This is a genomic window from Streptomyces sp. NBC_01276, from assembly GCF_041435355.1.
In the GTDB taxonomy this organism is placed as follows: domain Bacteria; phylum Actinomycetota; class Actinomycetes; order Streptomycetales; family Streptomycetaceae; genus Streptomyces.
The window spans coordinates 4,475,037-4,490,188 of sequence record NZ_CP108442.1; the positions used below are offsets into that span (position 1 = coordinate 4,475,037).

Annotated in this window: 13 protein-coding genes; 7 read left to right on the forward strand and 6 right to left on the reverse strand. The window is 72.7% G+C overall.

Annotated elements, in window-relative coordinates; genetic code table 11:
* Positions 1-13: 13 nt before the first annotated feature.
* From OG295_RS20115 to OG295_RS20130, 4 genes are all read right to left on the reverse strand, one after another.
* Positions 14-517 carry a nucleoside deaminase gene (locus OG295_RS20115; protein ID WP_371678116.1) on the reverse strand — a complete coding sequence of 168 codons (504 nt, stop codon included), beginning with the start codon at positions 515-517 and terminating at the stop codon, positions 14-16.
* Positions 518-2,191: 1,674 nt separating this feature from the next.
* Positions 2,192-3,058 (reverse strand): endonuclease/exonuclease/phosphatase family protein, encoded by an 867-nt coding sequence (locus OG295_RS20120; protein ID WP_371681241.1) that lies wholly within the window; start codon positions 3,056-3,058, stop codon positions 2,192-2,194.
* Positions 3,059-3,200: 142 nt separating this feature from the next.
* On the reverse strand, positions 3,201-3,731 hold the full coding sequence (locus tag OG295_RS20125) for a RidA family protein (RefSeq protein ID WP_371678117.1): 531 nt from the start codon (positions 3,729-3,731) through the stop codon (positions 3,201-3,203).
* A gap of 213 nt (positions 3,732-3,944) precedes the next feature.
* A complete protein-coding gene (locus tag OG295_RS20130; protein WP_371678118.1) occupies positions 3,945-5,222 on the reverse strand; it encodes a M6 family metalloprotease domain-containing protein in 1,278 nt (425 codons plus the stop codon).
* A gap of 268 nt (positions 5,223-5,490) precedes the next feature.
* On the opposite strand from OG295_RS20130, the gene OG295_RS20135 reads away from it, so the two are divergent.
* From OG295_RS20135 to OG295_RS20145, 3 genes are all read left to right on the forward strand, one after another.
* Positions 5,491-6,204 carry a TetR/AcrR family transcriptional regulator gene (locus OG295_RS20135; protein ID WP_371678119.1) on the forward strand — a complete coding sequence of 238 codons (714 nt, stop codon included), beginning with the start codon at positions 5,491-5,493 and terminating at the stop codon, positions 6,202-6,204.
* A 91-nt stretch (positions 6,205-6,295) separates the two neighbouring features.
* Positions 6,296-7,840, forward strand: coding sequence for an MFS transporter (locus OG295_RS20140; protein WP_371678120.1), 1,545 nt, complete (start codon positions 6,296-6,298; stop codon positions 7,838-7,840).
* 131 nt (positions 7,841-7,971) lie between these two features.
* Positions 7,972-8,754, forward strand: a complete 783-nt coding sequence (locus tag OG295_RS20145) for a dioxygenase (protein WP_371678121.1) — start codon at positions 7,972-7,974, stop codon at positions 8,752-8,754.
* On the opposite strand, the gene OG295_RS20150 is transcribed toward OG295_RS20145, so the two are convergent.
* Positions 8,751-9,128: a hypothetical protein gene (locus tag OG295_RS20150; protein ID WP_371678122.1), complete on the reverse strand. Its 378-nt coding sequence runs from the start codon at positions 9,126-9,128 to the stop codon at positions 8,751-8,753. The genes OG295_RS20145 and OG295_RS20150 overlap by 4 nt on opposite strands.
* 486 nt (positions 9,129-9,614) lie before the next feature.
* Here OG295_RS20150 and OG295_RS20155 point away from each other — a divergent pair, with 486 nt between their 5' ends.
* Complete coding sequence (locus OG295_RS20155) at positions 9,615-10,592, forward strand: RNA polymerase sigma factor RpoD/SigA (RefSeq protein WP_371678124.1); 978 nt, start codon at positions 9,615-9,617, stop codon at positions 10,590-10,592.
* A gap of 66 nt (positions 10,593-10,658) precedes the next feature.
* On the opposite strand, the gene OG295_RS20160 is transcribed toward OG295_RS20155, so the two are convergent.
* A complete protein-coding gene (locus OG295_RS20160) occupies positions 10,659-11,660 on the reverse strand; it encodes a helix-turn-helix transcriptional regulator (protein ID WP_371678125.1) in 1,002 nt (333 codons plus the stop codon).
* 62 nt (positions 11,661-11,722) lie between these two features.
* On the opposite strand from OG295_RS20160, the gene OG295_RS20165 reads away from it, so the two are divergent.
* The 3 genes from OG295_RS20165 to pfkB all read left to right on the forward strand — a co-directional run bounded on the left by OG295_RS20165 (position 11,723) and on the right by pfkB (position 15,143).
* Positions 11,723-13,306, forward strand: coding sequence for an MFS transporter (locus tag OG295_RS20165; protein WP_371678126.1), 1,584 nt, complete (start codon positions 11,723-11,725; stop codon positions 13,304-13,306).
* Between the two features lie 131 nt (positions 13,307-13,437).
* Entirely contained in the window at positions 13,438-14,205 is a 768-nt protein-coding gene (locus tag OG295_RS20170; protein WP_371678127.1) for a DeoR/GlpR family DNA-binding transcription regulator, read from the forward strand.
* Complete coding sequence (gene pfkB, locus OG295_RS20175) at positions 14,202-15,143, forward strand: 1-phosphofructokinase (protein WP_371678128.1); 942 nt, start codon at positions 14,202-14,204, stop codon at positions 15,141-15,143. The genes OG295_RS20170 and pfkB overlap by 4 nt, the downstream gene beginning before the upstream one ends.
* Positions 15,144-15,152 lie beyond the last annotated feature (9 nt).

Genomic DNA, 15,152 nt, shown 5'->3' on the forward strand with positions numbered 1-15,152 from the left:
CGGTCGGGGCGGGTCAGTAGTCGACGCGGTCGGACTTGGCCAGCCACGCGTTGAAGGGCGCCGTCCGGTTCGGCAGCTCCAGCTGCTCGACCGGCGTCGGCCACAGCGACGCGGGCTTCTTCTCGAACAGCTCGTAGAACTTGAGGTCGTCGAAGCCGGCCACCGCCGCGTCGTGCCGGTCGGCGCAGTAGAGGATCCGGTCGACCCGTGCCCAGAGCGCCGAGGTGAGGCACATCGGACAGGGCTCGCACGAGGTGATCAGGACGCAGCCTTCGAGGGAGAAGGTGTCCAGCTCCTTGCAGGCGGCGCGCATCGCGCTCACCTCGGCGTGCGCGGTCGGGTCCAGGTTGGCGGTGACCTGGTTGTTCCCGACGGCGACGATCTCGCTGCCCCTGGCGACCAGCGCGCCGAAGGGGCCGCCGCCGTTCGCCACGCTGTTGGTGGCCAGCTTGATGGCCTCGTCCATCCAGGCGCGCTGGAGTTCCTGGATTCTGATCTCTTCGGTGTGCGCGGTCATGATCGCTCCTTTTGGAGAAGGGTGGGGGATTTTCCGGATGCTCTGCCTGTGCGGAGCACCGCATCCGGGACGACAAGGGGCCCGCGGAGGCCGTCTTGAGGTCGGTGCCGTCGGCGGTGCCGGTGGGTGCTCGGGGCGGGAGCGTCCGGCGGGGGCGGGTCGAACGCGGGGGAGGGGCCGGCGTCGGAGCCCATCTCCCGGTGGCCTTCGGCCGGGACGTGCGTACGGCGGTCAGGTCGGGCGGCGTCCGTGACGCGCGGCCCGGGTGGGGGCGTCTGCGGCGCGGGTGGCCTCCGGCGTCCCGCGGGGTCCGACGGGGTTGGTGCGGGGCCGGCACCTCTTCCGGTCGGGTCCGTCCGACGGGGGATGCGGGCGGCGGATCACCTGGTTCCCAGGGGATCCGGCCCGTGCGTGGGCCGGCGGATTCCGGACGTCGGGTTGCACGTTGACGGTGACACCCGGACCGGGGCAGGCGGTCCCGGTGTGCGGGCCGGATATCGACTCAGTCAAGGCTTTCCCTTCGTTCCGTGAGATGTCGGGAAGAGCGAGTTCCCGACCGGAAATCCGGCATCACACGAACACCTCTCGCATGTGGCCGCCGTGCGGACACGACAGACACGACCCCCCGCTGCATTGCGACTTGTGAGGAGTACACAGCCAACCGGCCGGAATCAGCTAGGGGGCGAAGACATGAAAACTCCGCAGGCTGAGAGCAGCTCTTCGTAGACTTCTACGAGAGTTGGTCCGCGCGTCATGTCACCGCTGGTTATTAGTCCAGCGGCCGGGTCGGCGGTGCGGATTCGGCGGCCCCGAGGGACGCGGCACCGGGCGGCGGAGGCGGAGCGGAACGCCGGCCGGCCCTCAGGATATGGCGCGATCACGTCGGTGGGTGCGTTCCGGCCGCCGTCCGCGGCGGGGCGTTCCTGGCGCAGGTGGTCTCCGATGTGCCAGGGGACAGGTGGAGGTCCCACCCGCCGACGCAGTTGATGGAGAGGGTCATCTGGCGGGCGACGCCGGCCCGGACGACGCCTCCGCAGGCGGCGCAGCCCAACGGGCGGGTCTCGCCGTTGGCGAGGAGGAGGGTGGGCGGGACCGTCTCGTGGGTACCGGCGCCGGAGGGGGATGAAGCTCCGATGGAGACCCGCGGGTTCGGTGGGTTCGTCCAGCCGGATCCGCTCGGTTTCGGCGTGGACGTCGTTGTGGTCTGCTCCGGCCCACGGGGGATGCGGGCATCGGTTCGGTCAGGGGGCCGCATGCGATGCCGAGGTGCTGCAGCGCGGAGCAGATGACCGTTCCGTCGGGCGCGTCGCGCCGGTCGGGAATGCGGTCGTCGAGTTCCGCGGTCACGGTGATGCCGGGGCCGGGCCGGGCGATCTCGATGTTCCGGGCGGACAACGTCCGGGACGAGGTTCTTTCCTTCGTGCCGGGTGACGTCGGGAGCTTTTCCATCGGCCCGGCTCGCCCACGGGCCCGGTCCTGTCGGTACACGGATCCGCGGGGCGGCGGGAATGCCGGAACTCGCCCCGAAATCGCCGGGGCTGTTCCGCCGGAACGGCGAAACGGGCGGTGGGCCGGGAAATGGCGTCCACGGGTTTCGTGCGATCGCGGACCTCCGCCCCGACGGTGCCCGGACCGGCATCGAGGACCGTCGTACGGCCCCGGTACGGGCCCGCGTCAGAAGCGCAGGGCCGCCGCGACCGGGAGGTGGTCGCTCGGCGTGCGCGGGAGGGTCCATGCCGAGACCGGGGTCAGGTCCCGGACGAGGATCTGGTCGATCCGGGCCACCGGCAGCGCCGCCGGCCAGCTGAAACCGAAGCCCGCCCCCGCCGCCTGGGCGGGGGTGAAACGGTTCGTCACGCCCGCCAGGGCGTCGTCCTCCGTGGTGCCGTTGAGGTCCCCCATGAGGACGGCCCGTCCCCCCGGACCGGCCCGCAGCACGGCCGCCAGGCGGCGGGCCGCCGCGTCCCTCCGCCCGGTGGCGAAACCGCCCGCGCCCAGCCGGACCGAGGGCAGGTGGGCGACGTAGACGGTGACGGGCCCGCGCGGGGTGTCGGCCGTGGCGCGCAGCACCAGCCGCCACGGCACCACCGGCGTCGCGTCCACGTCGCGCAACGGGAAGGTGCTCCAGAGCCCGACCGTGCCCTCGACGGCGTGGTACGGGTGGCTCGGCGCCAGCGCCCGTTCGTACGCGCCCGTCGCGGGCGGCGTCAGCTCCTGCAGCGCGATCAGCTGCGCCCCGGACGCGGCGACGGCCCGCGCGGTGCCCGCCGGGTCGGGGTTGGCGTCGTCCACGTTGTGGGTGGCCACCGTGAGGTCGGCCGGGCCGTCGCCGCTCCGGTCACCGGCCAGGGTGCGCCCGTGGAGCAGGCCCCACACGAGCGCGGGCAGCAGGACGGCGCCGAGCGCGAGTCGGGAACGCCGCAGCAGGGCGGCCGCCAGCAGCGGCAGCACCAGCAGCCCGGTCCACGGCAGGAAGGTCTGTACGAGACTCCGGGCGTGCCCGGCCGCGGCCCCGCCCGGGAGTCGTCGGTGCAGCAGCATCAGGAGGGCGGCGAGGACCGCGAGGGCCGCGGTGATCCCCCCGCGACGGAGGCCGGAGGGAGGACGAGGGGTCCCGGAGCGCGTGGTCACGTACGCGAGGACGCCCGTGCGCGCCGCCGGGTTCTCGCGCGGCGGCGCCCGGTCACACCCCCATCGGGGCGTGCAGTTCCACGGTGATCTCCACCTCCACGGGGGCGTCCAGCGGCAGCACCGCCACCCCGACCGCGCTGCGCGCGTGGATGCCCGCGTCGCCGAAGGCCGTACCGAGGAGCTCGCTCGCGCCGTTGACCACGCCCGGCTGCCCGGTGAAGCCGGGGGAGCTGGCCACGAAGCCGACCACCTTCACCACCCGCTTCACGGCGGACAGGTCCCCGGCCACCGACGCGACGGCGGCCAGCGCGTTCAGCGCGCACCGCTGCGCCAGCTCCTTGGCCAGGTCGGCGCCCACCTCGGCCCCGACCTTGCCGGTCACCGGCAGGGCGCCGTCCACCATGGGCAGTTGGCCGGAGGTGTGGACGTAGTGCCCGCTGACGACCGCCGGCACGTACACGGCGACGGGCGCGGGGGCCGGGGGGAGCTCCAGCCCGGCCGCGGCCAGGCGTTCTTCGGGGGTGGTGCGGGTGGCGGTCACGACGGGCTCCTCCGGGGGGAAGCGGATCAGTGCTTCGACCATGCCCGCATCCCGCGCCGAAAGCCGGTGAAAGCACTCCTCCATCAGGGTGGGATCGGGCGGCCCGCCGCCGGTCGGGGTGGCCGTCCGGGTGAGCCGGATCCACCGCCGGCCCCATCCGCCCGCCCGGATCCGCCCGCCCGATCCGCCGCCCGCCCGGATCCGCCCGCCCGGATCCGCCCGCCCGGATCCGCCCACCGGGATCCCCCCGCCCCCTCACGGCCGCGTCACGCGCACCTGGTAGCTGCCGTCGCGCAGCTCGCCCACCACCGAGACGCTGACCCCCGCCTTCTCGTCGGTGAAGGTCTCGCCCGGCCGGTACGGGGCGTCCGACAGTTCCGCGTGCACGTTGGGCCGCCGCGTACAGCCGCCGCTCCCGCTCACGCTGTCCGCGACCGTCACCGGGCCGCGCCCGGTGTCCACCTCGGAGTCCACCTTGTAGATGAGCACGCCGGGCTTGCAGACGGCCTCGTCGTTCCCGGCCCGGGTACGGACCTCCACGGCGTATCCGGCGCTCTCCGACAGCGGGACGAAGGCCAGCTTGGTCCCGCCCTCGACGGCCAGCGGCGACAGGACGTGGTCGCTGACCCCCGATGCGGAGGCGCAGCTGACCTGCGAGCCGTCGAGCCAGCCCAGCTTCCACTTGTGCCAGCCGAGGAGGTCGTTGTTGGCTCCCCAGTCCTCGCTCATGATGTCCCAGTGGCCGACCGTGCCGCCCCCGTCCGGGGTGTAGAGGTCGGGCAGCCCGAAGACGTGCCCGTTCTCGTGCGGGAGCACCCGGTAGCCGGTCTCCCGGTAGGTGCCGGAGCCGTCGTCCTGCCGGCTGTAGACGAAGGACGTGTTCGCGAGCGGCACCCCGTCGGCCATCGGGGCCTCTCCGTTGCCGGAGAAGGTGACCGACAGGACGGTGTCCAGGGCGGACGGTCCCGCGTTCGGGGTGACCAGTACGTTGATCAGGTCGTACCGGCTGAAGTCCACCTCGGAGTCGGCGGCCCTCGCGATGTCTTCGACGAGCCGCCGATAGCCGGGCTCGTAGGCGGAGCCCCGTTCGATCCCGTACGCCGCGAAGGGCATCGGCATCCGCAGCCAGTTCCGTATCGGGGCCTCGGCCCGGTAGGTGAGCCGCCCGTAGGAGCTGGTGCGGAACCAGTCGGAGGTCTGGGGGAAGAACTCCGCCAGCCGGTCCAGTGCCGAGCCCTCGCCCTTGGCGTCCGGGAAGTCGATCATCAGGTTCAGTGCGCGGACCTCGCCGGTGGACCGGGAGTACCCGGGGGGCGTCGGCAGGCCCTCCGACATCTGGACGCCCATGGTCCCGGCGATCCGGCAGGGCGCCAGGACGGACTCCGCGCTGGCCGCGACCGGGCCGGAGGCCGAGTGGCTGCGGCCGGATATGCCGGTGCTGGCGGTGGCGGTGACGCCCAGGGCCAGTGCCGTCAGGCCGATGTAGGCGCCGGTGCGGCAGGGTCTGCGTATCCGGTGGCGGGTCTGCGGCATGGAGATCGCCTTCGGGTCCGCGGCAGCCGGCCGGGTCCGGACTGCGCTCTGTGCGCTCACCCTCCGTCGGCCGCGGCGCACCCGCCCGTCGGAAGCGCCCAAACGAGACGAAACAGCCCAAATCTATATGTGGTCGGGGTCACACTCAAGAGTGAAATAACCGGGGACGCAATCCCCGTTTGCATGGGAGTCCCGCTAAGCGGGGAGCGGCTCCCCGTTTGGTGGTGCCGATTGGTCCGTACGAGTCCCAGCCCCAGGGAGGCCCCGGATGAAGAGCTCCAGCCGTACGCCGGCGACCGCCCCCGAGGCGTCCGCGGACCTCGGCGCCCCCGCCGCCTGCTCCGCCGCGACCCCCGGCCGGGTCCCGAAGCCGCGCGCCGACGCGGTGCGCAACCGGGAGCGGATCCTGGCGGCGGCCCGCGAGATGCTGGTGGAGACCGGCGCGGAGGCCCCGCTCGACGAGATCGCCCGCCGCGCGGGCGTGGGCAACGCCACCCTCTACCGGCACTTCCCCGACCGGGCCGCCCTCGTCCACCACGTGGTGCTCTACGTGATGGACCGGGTCACGGCCCAGGCCGAGGACTCCCTGGCCGAGGAGCCGGACGCCTTCGCCGCGCTCTGCCGCTTCACGCACGCCGCGGCCGACGAGCGGATCGGCGCCCTGTGCCCCATGCTCTCCGCCGACTTCGACCGCGACCACCCCGAACTCCTGGCGGCCCGCGACGCGTTGGAGACGGCCGTGGAAACCCTGGTCGCCACCGGCCGGCGTGAGGGGCTGCTGCGCACCGACATCGGCGTGGGTGACCTGATGGTGGCCCTGTCCCAGCTCAGCCGCCCCCTGCCGGGGACGGACTGCATGGGCGCGGACCGCTTCGTCCACCGCCACCTCCAGCTCTTCCTCGACGGGCTGAGGGCTCCGGCCCGCTCCCAACTGCCGGGCGCCGCAACCACGTTGCAAGACCTGAGGCGTAAAACCATGTGACGCGACCAACCGGCATCACCTAGCTTCGACACCGCATTTCGGTTCTTAGTAGTTCCTTTCAGTCATTCCGCACAGTGAAGTGGGTACCCCCATGTCCAAAACAGCCGCGGCCCCCGCGCCGGCCGGCGCCGATCCCAGTCGCTGGAAGGCCCTGGTCTTCATCGCGCTGGCGCAGCTGATGGTCGTCCTCGACGCGACCATCGTGAACATCGCGCTCCCCTCCGCCCAGACCGACCTCGGCATCTCGGACGGCAACCGCCAGTGGGTCATCACCGCGTACGCGCTGGCCTTCGGCGGACTGCTGCTCTTCGGCGGCCGCATCGCCGACAAGTGGGGCCGCAAGAACGCCTTCATCACCGGTCTCGCCGGCTTCGCCCTGGCCTCCGCGCTGGGCGGCGCGGCGACCGGTGAGGCGATGATGCTCGGTGCCCGCGCCCTGCAGGGCGCCTTCGGCGCGCTGCTCGCCCCGGCCGCGCTCTCCCTCCTGGCCGTCACCTTCACCGACGCCAAGGAGCGCGCCAAGGCCTTCGGCATCTACGGAGCGATCGCGGGCGGCGGCGGCGCCGTCGGCCTGATCCTCGGCGGATTCCTCACCGAGTACCTCAACTGGCGCTGGACCTTCTTCGTCAACATCCCCTTCGCGATCGTCGCGGCCGCCGGTGCCTGGATGGTCATCCGCGAGCCGGCCGGCTCCCGCAACAGCGCCCGCCTCGACGTCCCGGGCGTGATCCTCTCGACCCTGGGCCTGGTCTCGCTCGTGTACGGGTTCACCCGCGCCGAGTCCGCGGGCTGGTCGGACGGGATCACCGTGTCCCTGTTCATCGCCTCCGCCGCGCTGCTCCTGGCCTTCGTGGCCGTCGAGTCCAAGGTGAAGTCCCCGCTGCTGCCGCTGCGCGTGCTGCTGGAGCGCAACCGCGGCGGCGTCTACCTCTCGCTGGGTCTCGCCGTCATCGCGATGTTCGGCCTGTTCCTCTTCCTCACCTACTACCTCCAGGTCGTGAAGGGCTTCTCGCCCGTCAAGACCGGCTTCGCCTTCCTGCCGATGATCGCGGGCATGATCACGGGGTCCACCCAGATCGGCGCCCGCCTGATGACCCGCGTCGCGCCGCGGCTGCTGATGGGACCGGGCTTCCTGCTCGCCGCCACCGGCATGCTGCTGCTGACCCAGCTGGAGGTCGGCTCCTCGTACCCGGCGCTGATCCTGCCGGCTCAGCTGCTGCTGGGCCTGGGCATGGGCACCGCCTTCATGCCGGCCATGTCCCTGGCCACGTACGGGGTGGACCCGGCCGACGCCGGCGTCGCCTCGGCCATGGTCAACACCTCCCAGCAGGTCGGCGGCGCGATCGGCACCGCCCTGCTGAACACCATCGCCGCCTCGGCGACCACCGCGTACCTGACCGACCACGCGGCCCAGGCCGCGGCGGGCGGCGCGGCCGGGAAGCTGGTCCAGGCCCAGGCCATGGTGGAGGGCTACTCCGCCGCGATCTGGTGGGCCGTCGGCATCCTGGCGATCAGCGCGACCATCGCGTTCACCCTGATCAACACGGGCCGTCCCGGCTCCGGCGGCCCGGTGGCCACCGGCGCGGGCGCCGGCTCCGAGGACGCCGGGCTCAAGGTTCCGGTGATCGCCCACTGACGGGGGCGCCCGCGGTACGGGAATGACTGATCACCCCGCTTCGTTCAAATTTGAACGAAGCGGGGTTAGTCTTTGTGGGGCGGTACCGCACCGCCCGCCGCGCCCCGCGCCGACGACCGAGGAGCGCCCCGATGACCACCGCCACCCCCCGCATGCCGGCGCTGTACCTCAGTCACGGGGCCCCGCCGCTCGCCGACGACCCGCTCTGGCCGTCCGAGCTCGCCGCCTGGTCCGCGGACCTGCCCCGGCCGCGCGCGATCCTGATGGTCTCCGCCCACTGGGAGGAGGCCCCGCTCGCCCTCGGCGCCGTCGAACCGGTGCCGCTCGTCCACGACTTCTGGGGCTTCCCCGAGCACTACTACCGCGTCCGCTACGGGGCCCCCGGCGCCCCGGAGCTGGCCGCCTCGGTCCGCAAGCTGCTCCGGGCCCCCGGCACTCCCGTCCAGGACATCCCGGACCGCGGCCTGGACCACGGCGCGTACGTCCCGCTCGTGGAGATGTACCCCGACGCCGACGTACCGGTGCTCCAGATATCCCTGCCCACCCTGGATCCGGCCCGGCTCATGGACATCGGCCGCAAGCTCGCACCGCTGCGCGACGAGGGCGTACTGATCGTCGGCAGCGGCTTCTTCACCCACAACCTGGCCGCCCTGCGGCACACCGGCCCCGGCGTGCCCGGCTGGTCGGCGGAGTTCGACGCGTGGGGCCGCGAGGCCCTGGACGCCCGCGACGTGGACGCCCTGCTCGACTTCGAGGCCAAGTCCCCGGCGGGCCGCCTCGCCCACCCCCGCACGGAACACTTCGCCCCGCTCTTCGTCACCCTCGGCGCCGCCGAAGCCGACCTCGACGCCCAGCGGACCCCGGTGGACGGCTTCTGGATGGGCCTCTCGAAGCGCTCCCTCCAGTTCGGCTAGACCCCCCGGCGGGGCCCGGTGATCTCCTCGCCGATGGTGAACCCCTTGGCGGGGCCCTCCGGGACGGTGGCGCCGGATCCGTATCCGTAGGCGGTCCTGACCTCGTCGGCGTGGATGGCCGCCTCGGGGTCGGGCGCGCTGAGCACGGTGACGGTGCCGCCGTCGTCGTGGTCGTCGATCAGGACGTGGACGGGGATCCCCGCGCGCGCGTAGGCGCGACGGTCGCGGGTGGTGCCGTCACTGCCGGGGGAGACGACCTCGACGATCAGGCGGACGGCCGAGGCGTCGATCCCGAGGCCGTCCTCGGTGACGTGCTCCTCGGCGTCCTCCAGGGTGATGATCGACCCTCCGACGCCAAGGAGCGCGTGCCCCATGCCGGTGGGATATGCCGACACCTCACCCGGACGGGTGGGATGGGCGCGGGGCGAGCCCGGAGCAAGGATGTCGAAAATGTTCTGGTTGTCGCGTATCCGGGTATTCGATCGTCAGTCCAGGCAACCGGGAGCCGGTACGGCCCGTCTTCAGGGGCGGAAGTGCGGCCGGGAGCGGCACCGGGACCGAGTGGAAAGCGCCGTACGGATGTGACGGCGGTCTCACCGGCGCGGTGGCCGGGCCGGTCGGCGAGGGCGTGCGCAGTGGCCTTCACCCCCTGCCTGACCTGCACCTCCGCGAGTTCCCGCAACATCTCTGTCAGCTCCGTGTAAAGAGCGGCGGGGCAGGATACTGCAAGATCTCGGAAAACAGGGACCGGCTGGGGAATTCTGTCCCGATTCCAGTCGTTGTTTCCTTCGGAAGCGGGCACTCGGGAGAGTGTCCGAGGACGCACCGCGACCGACTCACCGCATCGCAAGGGAGCACGCATGGCAACCCGCGCCGTCGCCCGTCGTCAGTCCACGAGCAGCGCCCGCGCTGTGGGCGGGGAGATCGCCGATCGCGACCTGGTCGGCATGTACCTCGACGAGATCGCGCGCACCCCGCTGCTCGACGCCGCCAGGGAAGTGGAGCTCTCGCAGATCATCGAGGCGGGCGTGTACGCCCGGCAGATCCTCGACGAGGCGACGGAGCGCGAGGGGGACGCCCCCGCGCGCGAGGAGCTGGAGGCCCTGGCCGCCGAAGGCGAGCGCGCCAAGGAAGTCTTCATCCGTTCCAACCTCCGCCTGGTCGTGGCCGTCGCCCGCCGCTATCCGCGCAGCGGACTGCCCCTCCTCGACCTCATCCAGGAGGGCAACGCCGGCCTGGTGCGCGCCGTCGAGAAGTTCGACTACGCCAAGGGCTTCAAGTTCTCCACGTACGCCACGTGGTGGATCCGCCAGGCCATCACCCGCTCCATCGCCGACCAGTCCCGCACCATCCGCCTCCCCGTCCACCTGGTCGAGGAACTCGGCCGGATCCGCCGGGTGCAGCGCGAGTTCAACCGCGAGAACGGCCGCGAGCCGGAGCACGCCGAGATCGCCGCCGAACTCGACTCCACCGAGAAGCGCGTCGGCGACGTCCTCGACTGGGCGCGTGACCCGGTCAGCCTCAACATGTCGGTGGACGACGACGGTGACACCCAGTTCGGCGACCTGCTGGAGGACACCTCGGCGATCTCGCCCGAGCAGTCCGTGCTCTCGCTGCTGCGCAGCGAGGAGCTGGAGGACCTCCTCGGCAAGCTGGACCAGCGCACGGCGTCCATCATCAAGATGCGGTACGGCATCGAGGACGGCCGCGAGCGGACCCTGACGGAGGTCGGCAAGCAGCACGGCCTCACCCGCGAGAGGATCCGGCAGATCGAGAAGCACGCGCTGCTCGAACTCAAGCGCATGGCCCGCGACACCGGCTTCGACGCCGTGGCCTGACCGGCCCGCGTCGAGCCCCCCCGGACGAGCCCCGGCACCTAACCCCCCCCAGGTGCCGGGGCTCCCTCATTCCCGCCCCGCGCCGTCTCCGTCCGGGCCGCCCGCCCTCGCCTCTGCCTCCATCCCCGCTCCTGCCCCCGCCGCCAGCCGGCCGGCCAGCGTCCGCGCGCTGCGCGCCAGGGACTCCGGCCCGCGCACCGTGAACGGCACCCCCGTCAGCGCCAGCCGCGCCGCCACCCACTCCGGGGCGTCCCCGCTCTCGAAGCGCACGAGGGAGCCCTCCCCCTCCGCCACGGCCCTCTCGCGCAGCCACCCCGGCAGTTCCTGCGGCGGCGCGGCGAAGGACACCTCGACCGGGTACGTCTCCCCGCCCCGCAGCCCGCGCCGCACGAACGCGGCCGCGTCCATGGGCAGCTCCCGCGGGGCGAACCGGGCCCCCGTCGCGAACGGTTCGCTCACCCGGTCCACGCGGAAGGTCCGCCAGTCCTCCCGCTCCAGGTCGTAGGCCACCAGGTACCAGCGGCTGCCCGTGCTCACCAGCCGGTACGGCTCCACCAGCCGCCGCGAATCGGCCCCGTCCCGCGCCCGGTAGGCGAACCGCAGCCGCTCCGGGCCGGCCACCGCCCCCGCCATCGTCGTCAGCGTGCGCGGGTCCACGCTCGGGCCGTCGCCCCGCGTCAGCGCGACCGTCGCCGACTGCAGGGCGCCCACCCGGTGCCGCAGCCGGGACGGAAGGACCTGCTCCAGCTTCGCCAGAGCCCGTACGGAGGCCTCCTCCACCCCCTCGATCGCATGCCCGGCGCCCGCCCGCAGTCCCACCGCGATCGCCACCGCCTCCTCGTCGTCGAGCAGCAGCGGCGGCATCGCGGCGCCCGCCACCAGCCGGTACCCGCCCTCCGCGCCCCGCGAGGCCTCCACCGGGTACCCGAGGTCGCGCAGCCGCTCGATGTCCCGCCGGATCGTCCGCGCGCTCACCTCCAGCCGGACCGCCAGCTCACTGCCCGGCCATTCGCGGGGGGTCTGGAGCAGGGACAGCAGGGTGAGCAGCCGAGCAGGGGTGTCGTTCATGGATCCAGATTGCCAGCGAATGCGGACACCATCTGACCTACATCCCGTCTAGGTTTCTCTCCATGAGCACCGAGACGTCCAAGACATCGCCCGAAAGAACGAACGGGCCCGTACGAGAAGAGCGGAACACCGCCCCGGCAGAAGCAACAGGCTCACCCGCCGACCCGCGCCGCTGGCTGGCGCTCGCCATCGTGATGACCGCGGCCTTCATGGACCTGGTCGACGTCACGATCGTCAACATCGCGATACCGAGCATGCGCCAGGACTTCGGCGCCTCCACCAGCGCGATCCAGTGGATCACCGCCGGGTACGCCCTCGCCTTCGCGGCGGGCCTGATCACGGGCGGCCGTCTCGGCGACATCTACGGGCGCAAGCGCCTCTTCCTCCTCGGGGTCGCCGGCTTCACGGCCGCCTCGCTGCTCTGCGGCATCGCCGCCGACCCCTCCATGCTCGTCGCCTCCCGCATCCTCCAGGGAGCGATGGCGGCCATGATGGTCCCGCAGGTCCTGGCGATCATCCACGTCACCTTCCCGCCGCACGAGCGGGGCAAGGCCTTCGGCATGTTCGGCGCGATCATCGGCCTCGGTGCCGTCTCGGGCCCGATGCTCGGCGCACTGCTCACCGAGTGGAACATCTTCGGCCTCGAATGGCGCCCGATCTTCCTGATCAACCTGCCCGTCGGCATCGCCGCCATCCTCATGGGCCGCAGGTTCATCACCGAGTCCAAGGCCCCCAAGGCCCTGCGCCTCGACCTGGTCGGCGTCGTGCTCGCCACCCTCGCGCTGGTCATGCTGATCTTCCCGCTCACCCACGGCCGGGAGAACGACTGGCCGCTGTGGGGCTTCGTCTGCATGGGCCTGGCGCCCGTCGTCTTCGCCGCCTTCGTCCTCTACGAGAAGTACAAGATCCGCAAGGACGGCTCCCCGCTCGTCGAGCTGTCCCTCTTCAAGGTCAAGAGCTTCGCCGGCGGTATCGCCGTCCAGCTGACCTTCGGCATCGCGACCGGCATCTTCTTCCTCGTCTGGACGCTCTACATGCAGATGGGCCTCGGCTGGAGCGCCCTGCGCGCGGGCACCACCGGCATCCCCTTCTCGATCGCCGTCTCGGTGGCCGCGGGCATCTCCGTCCAGAAGCTCGTCCCGCGCTTCGGCCGTAGGGTGCTCCAGGCGGGCGCGCTGCTCATGGCCGCCGGTCTGCTCCTCTACATCTGGGAGTCCGACCACTACGGCATGGGCATCGCGTCCTGGCAGATGGCGGCCCCGCTGATCGTCATGGGCCTGGGCATGGGCCTGATCGTGGCGCCGCTGACCGACACCGTGCTCTCCCAGGTGCCGCGCGAGCACGCCGGATCGGCCTCCGGCCTGATCAACACCACCGGCCAGATGGGCAACGCCCTGGGCCTCGGCCTGACCTCCGTCGTCTTCTTCGGTGTGCTCGACGACGACATGATCTACGGTCCGCCCTACGTCGAGGCCTTCCGCAGCGCCCTGTGGTGGGTCGTGGCGGTCCTCGTCCTGATCTTCGCGGTGATGTTCCTGCTGCCGCGCAAGCAGGTCTCGATGGCCGACCAGCAGCGCGAGTACGAGAGCGGGGGCGGCGGCGAGGACGCGGTCGCCCCGGCCCCGGCCCCGGCCCCGGCCGCCTAGGCCCCGGCCCGCGCACGGACATGCCCGCCCTTGTGAGCGGGCATGTCCGTTTAGATTGGTTTTATCCCCCATGTGTGGGTACCGTCGGAGGCAAGGTCACACAACCGGGCATCGAACGGATGTAAACCCACATGTACGCACCCGAGCGCCAACAGGAGATCCTGCGCCTCGCACGCGAAGCCGGACGGGTCGACGTGCTCTCCCTCGCCGAGCGGTTCCAGGTCACCTCCGAGACCGTCCGCCGCGACCTCACCGCCCTCGACCGCGCCGGACTGCTGCGCCGTGTCCACGGCGGGGCCATCCCGGCCGGCCGGCTCGGCTTCGAGCCCGACCTCACCTCCCGCGAGACCGCCGCCCCCGACGAGAAGGACCGCATCGCGGCCGCCGCCCTCGCCCGGCTCCCCCTCGGCGGCAGTGTCATCCTCGACGCCGGCAGCACCGTCGCCCGCGTGGCGGCCTCAATGGCCCGCATGGAGACGCTCGCGCTCACCGTGGTCACCCACGCCCTGCCCGTCGCCGCCGGACTCGCCGACCACGCCGGCGTCGACCTCCTCCTCGTCGGGGGCCGCGTCCGCCACCGCACCCTCGCGGCCGTCGACGCCTGGGCCCTGCGCGCCTACTCCGAGATCCGCGCCGACGTCCTCTTCCTCGCGACCAACGGCTTCACCGCCGAGGTCGGCCTGACCACCCCCGACCCCGCCGAGGCCGCCGTCAAGCGGGCCGCGATCGCCGCCGCCCGCCAGGTGGTGCTCCTCGCCGACTCGGCCAAGGCCGGCCAGGAGCGCTTCTCCCGCTTCGGCTCCTTCGCGGACGTGGACGTCCTCATCACCGATACCGGGCTCGACCCGGTCCACCAGGCCCCGATCGAGGCCACCGGTACGGAAGTCGTGCTCGTATGATCCTCACCGTCACCCCCAACCCCTCCCTCGACCGGACCTACGAAGTCCCCGCGCTGGTCCGGGGCGAGGTGCACCGCGCCGCCGCGGACCGGGTCGACCCCGGCGGCAAGGGGGTCAACGTCGCGCGGGCCGTCGCCGCGGCCGGCGTGCACGCCACCGCCGTCCTCCCGCTCGGCGGCGCCACCGGAGCCCTGCTCGCCGAACTCCTCGGTGCCCAGGGCGTGGACGTCACCGCCGTCGCCATCGCCGGAAGGACCCGGTCGAACATCGCGGTCGCCGAACCCGACGGCACCCTCACGAAGATCAACTGCGAGGGTCCGGAGCTCACCGCGGCCGAATCCGCCCTCCTCCTCGACACCGTGCGCACCTGCTCGGCCGACGCCGCCTGGATCGCCTGCTGCGGCAGCCTCCCGCGCGGCCTGGAGCCGCAGTGGTACGCCGAGATCGTCACCCGCGCCCACCAGGCGGGCGCCCGCATCGCCGTCGACACCTCCGGGGCCGCCCTGCTGGCCTCCCTGAAGGCCCGCCCCGACGTCGTCAAGCCCAACGCGGCGGAGCTCGCCGAAGCGGTGGGCCGTCCCCTGGCCACCCTGGGGGACGCGGTCAAGGCCGCCGAGGAACTGATCGGCCTCGGCGCGGGCGCCGTCCTGGCCTCCCTCGGCGAGCGCGGCCAGCTCCTGGTCTCCCGGGACGGGGCCTTCCACGGCACCGCCCCCGTCACGGCGGTCCGCAGCGACGTCGGCGCCGGCGACGCCTCCCTGGCCGGCTTCCTGATCGCGGGAGGCGCCGGCCCCGCCGCCCTCGCCTGCGCCCTGGCCCACGGTGCGGCCGCCGTACAGCTCCCGGGCAGCGCCATGCCGACGCCCGCGGACCTGCGCCCGGACGCGGTCCGCGTCACCGCCGACCCGCCCCTGGACCTCCCCCTGACCGAAGCCTGACCTCCCCCT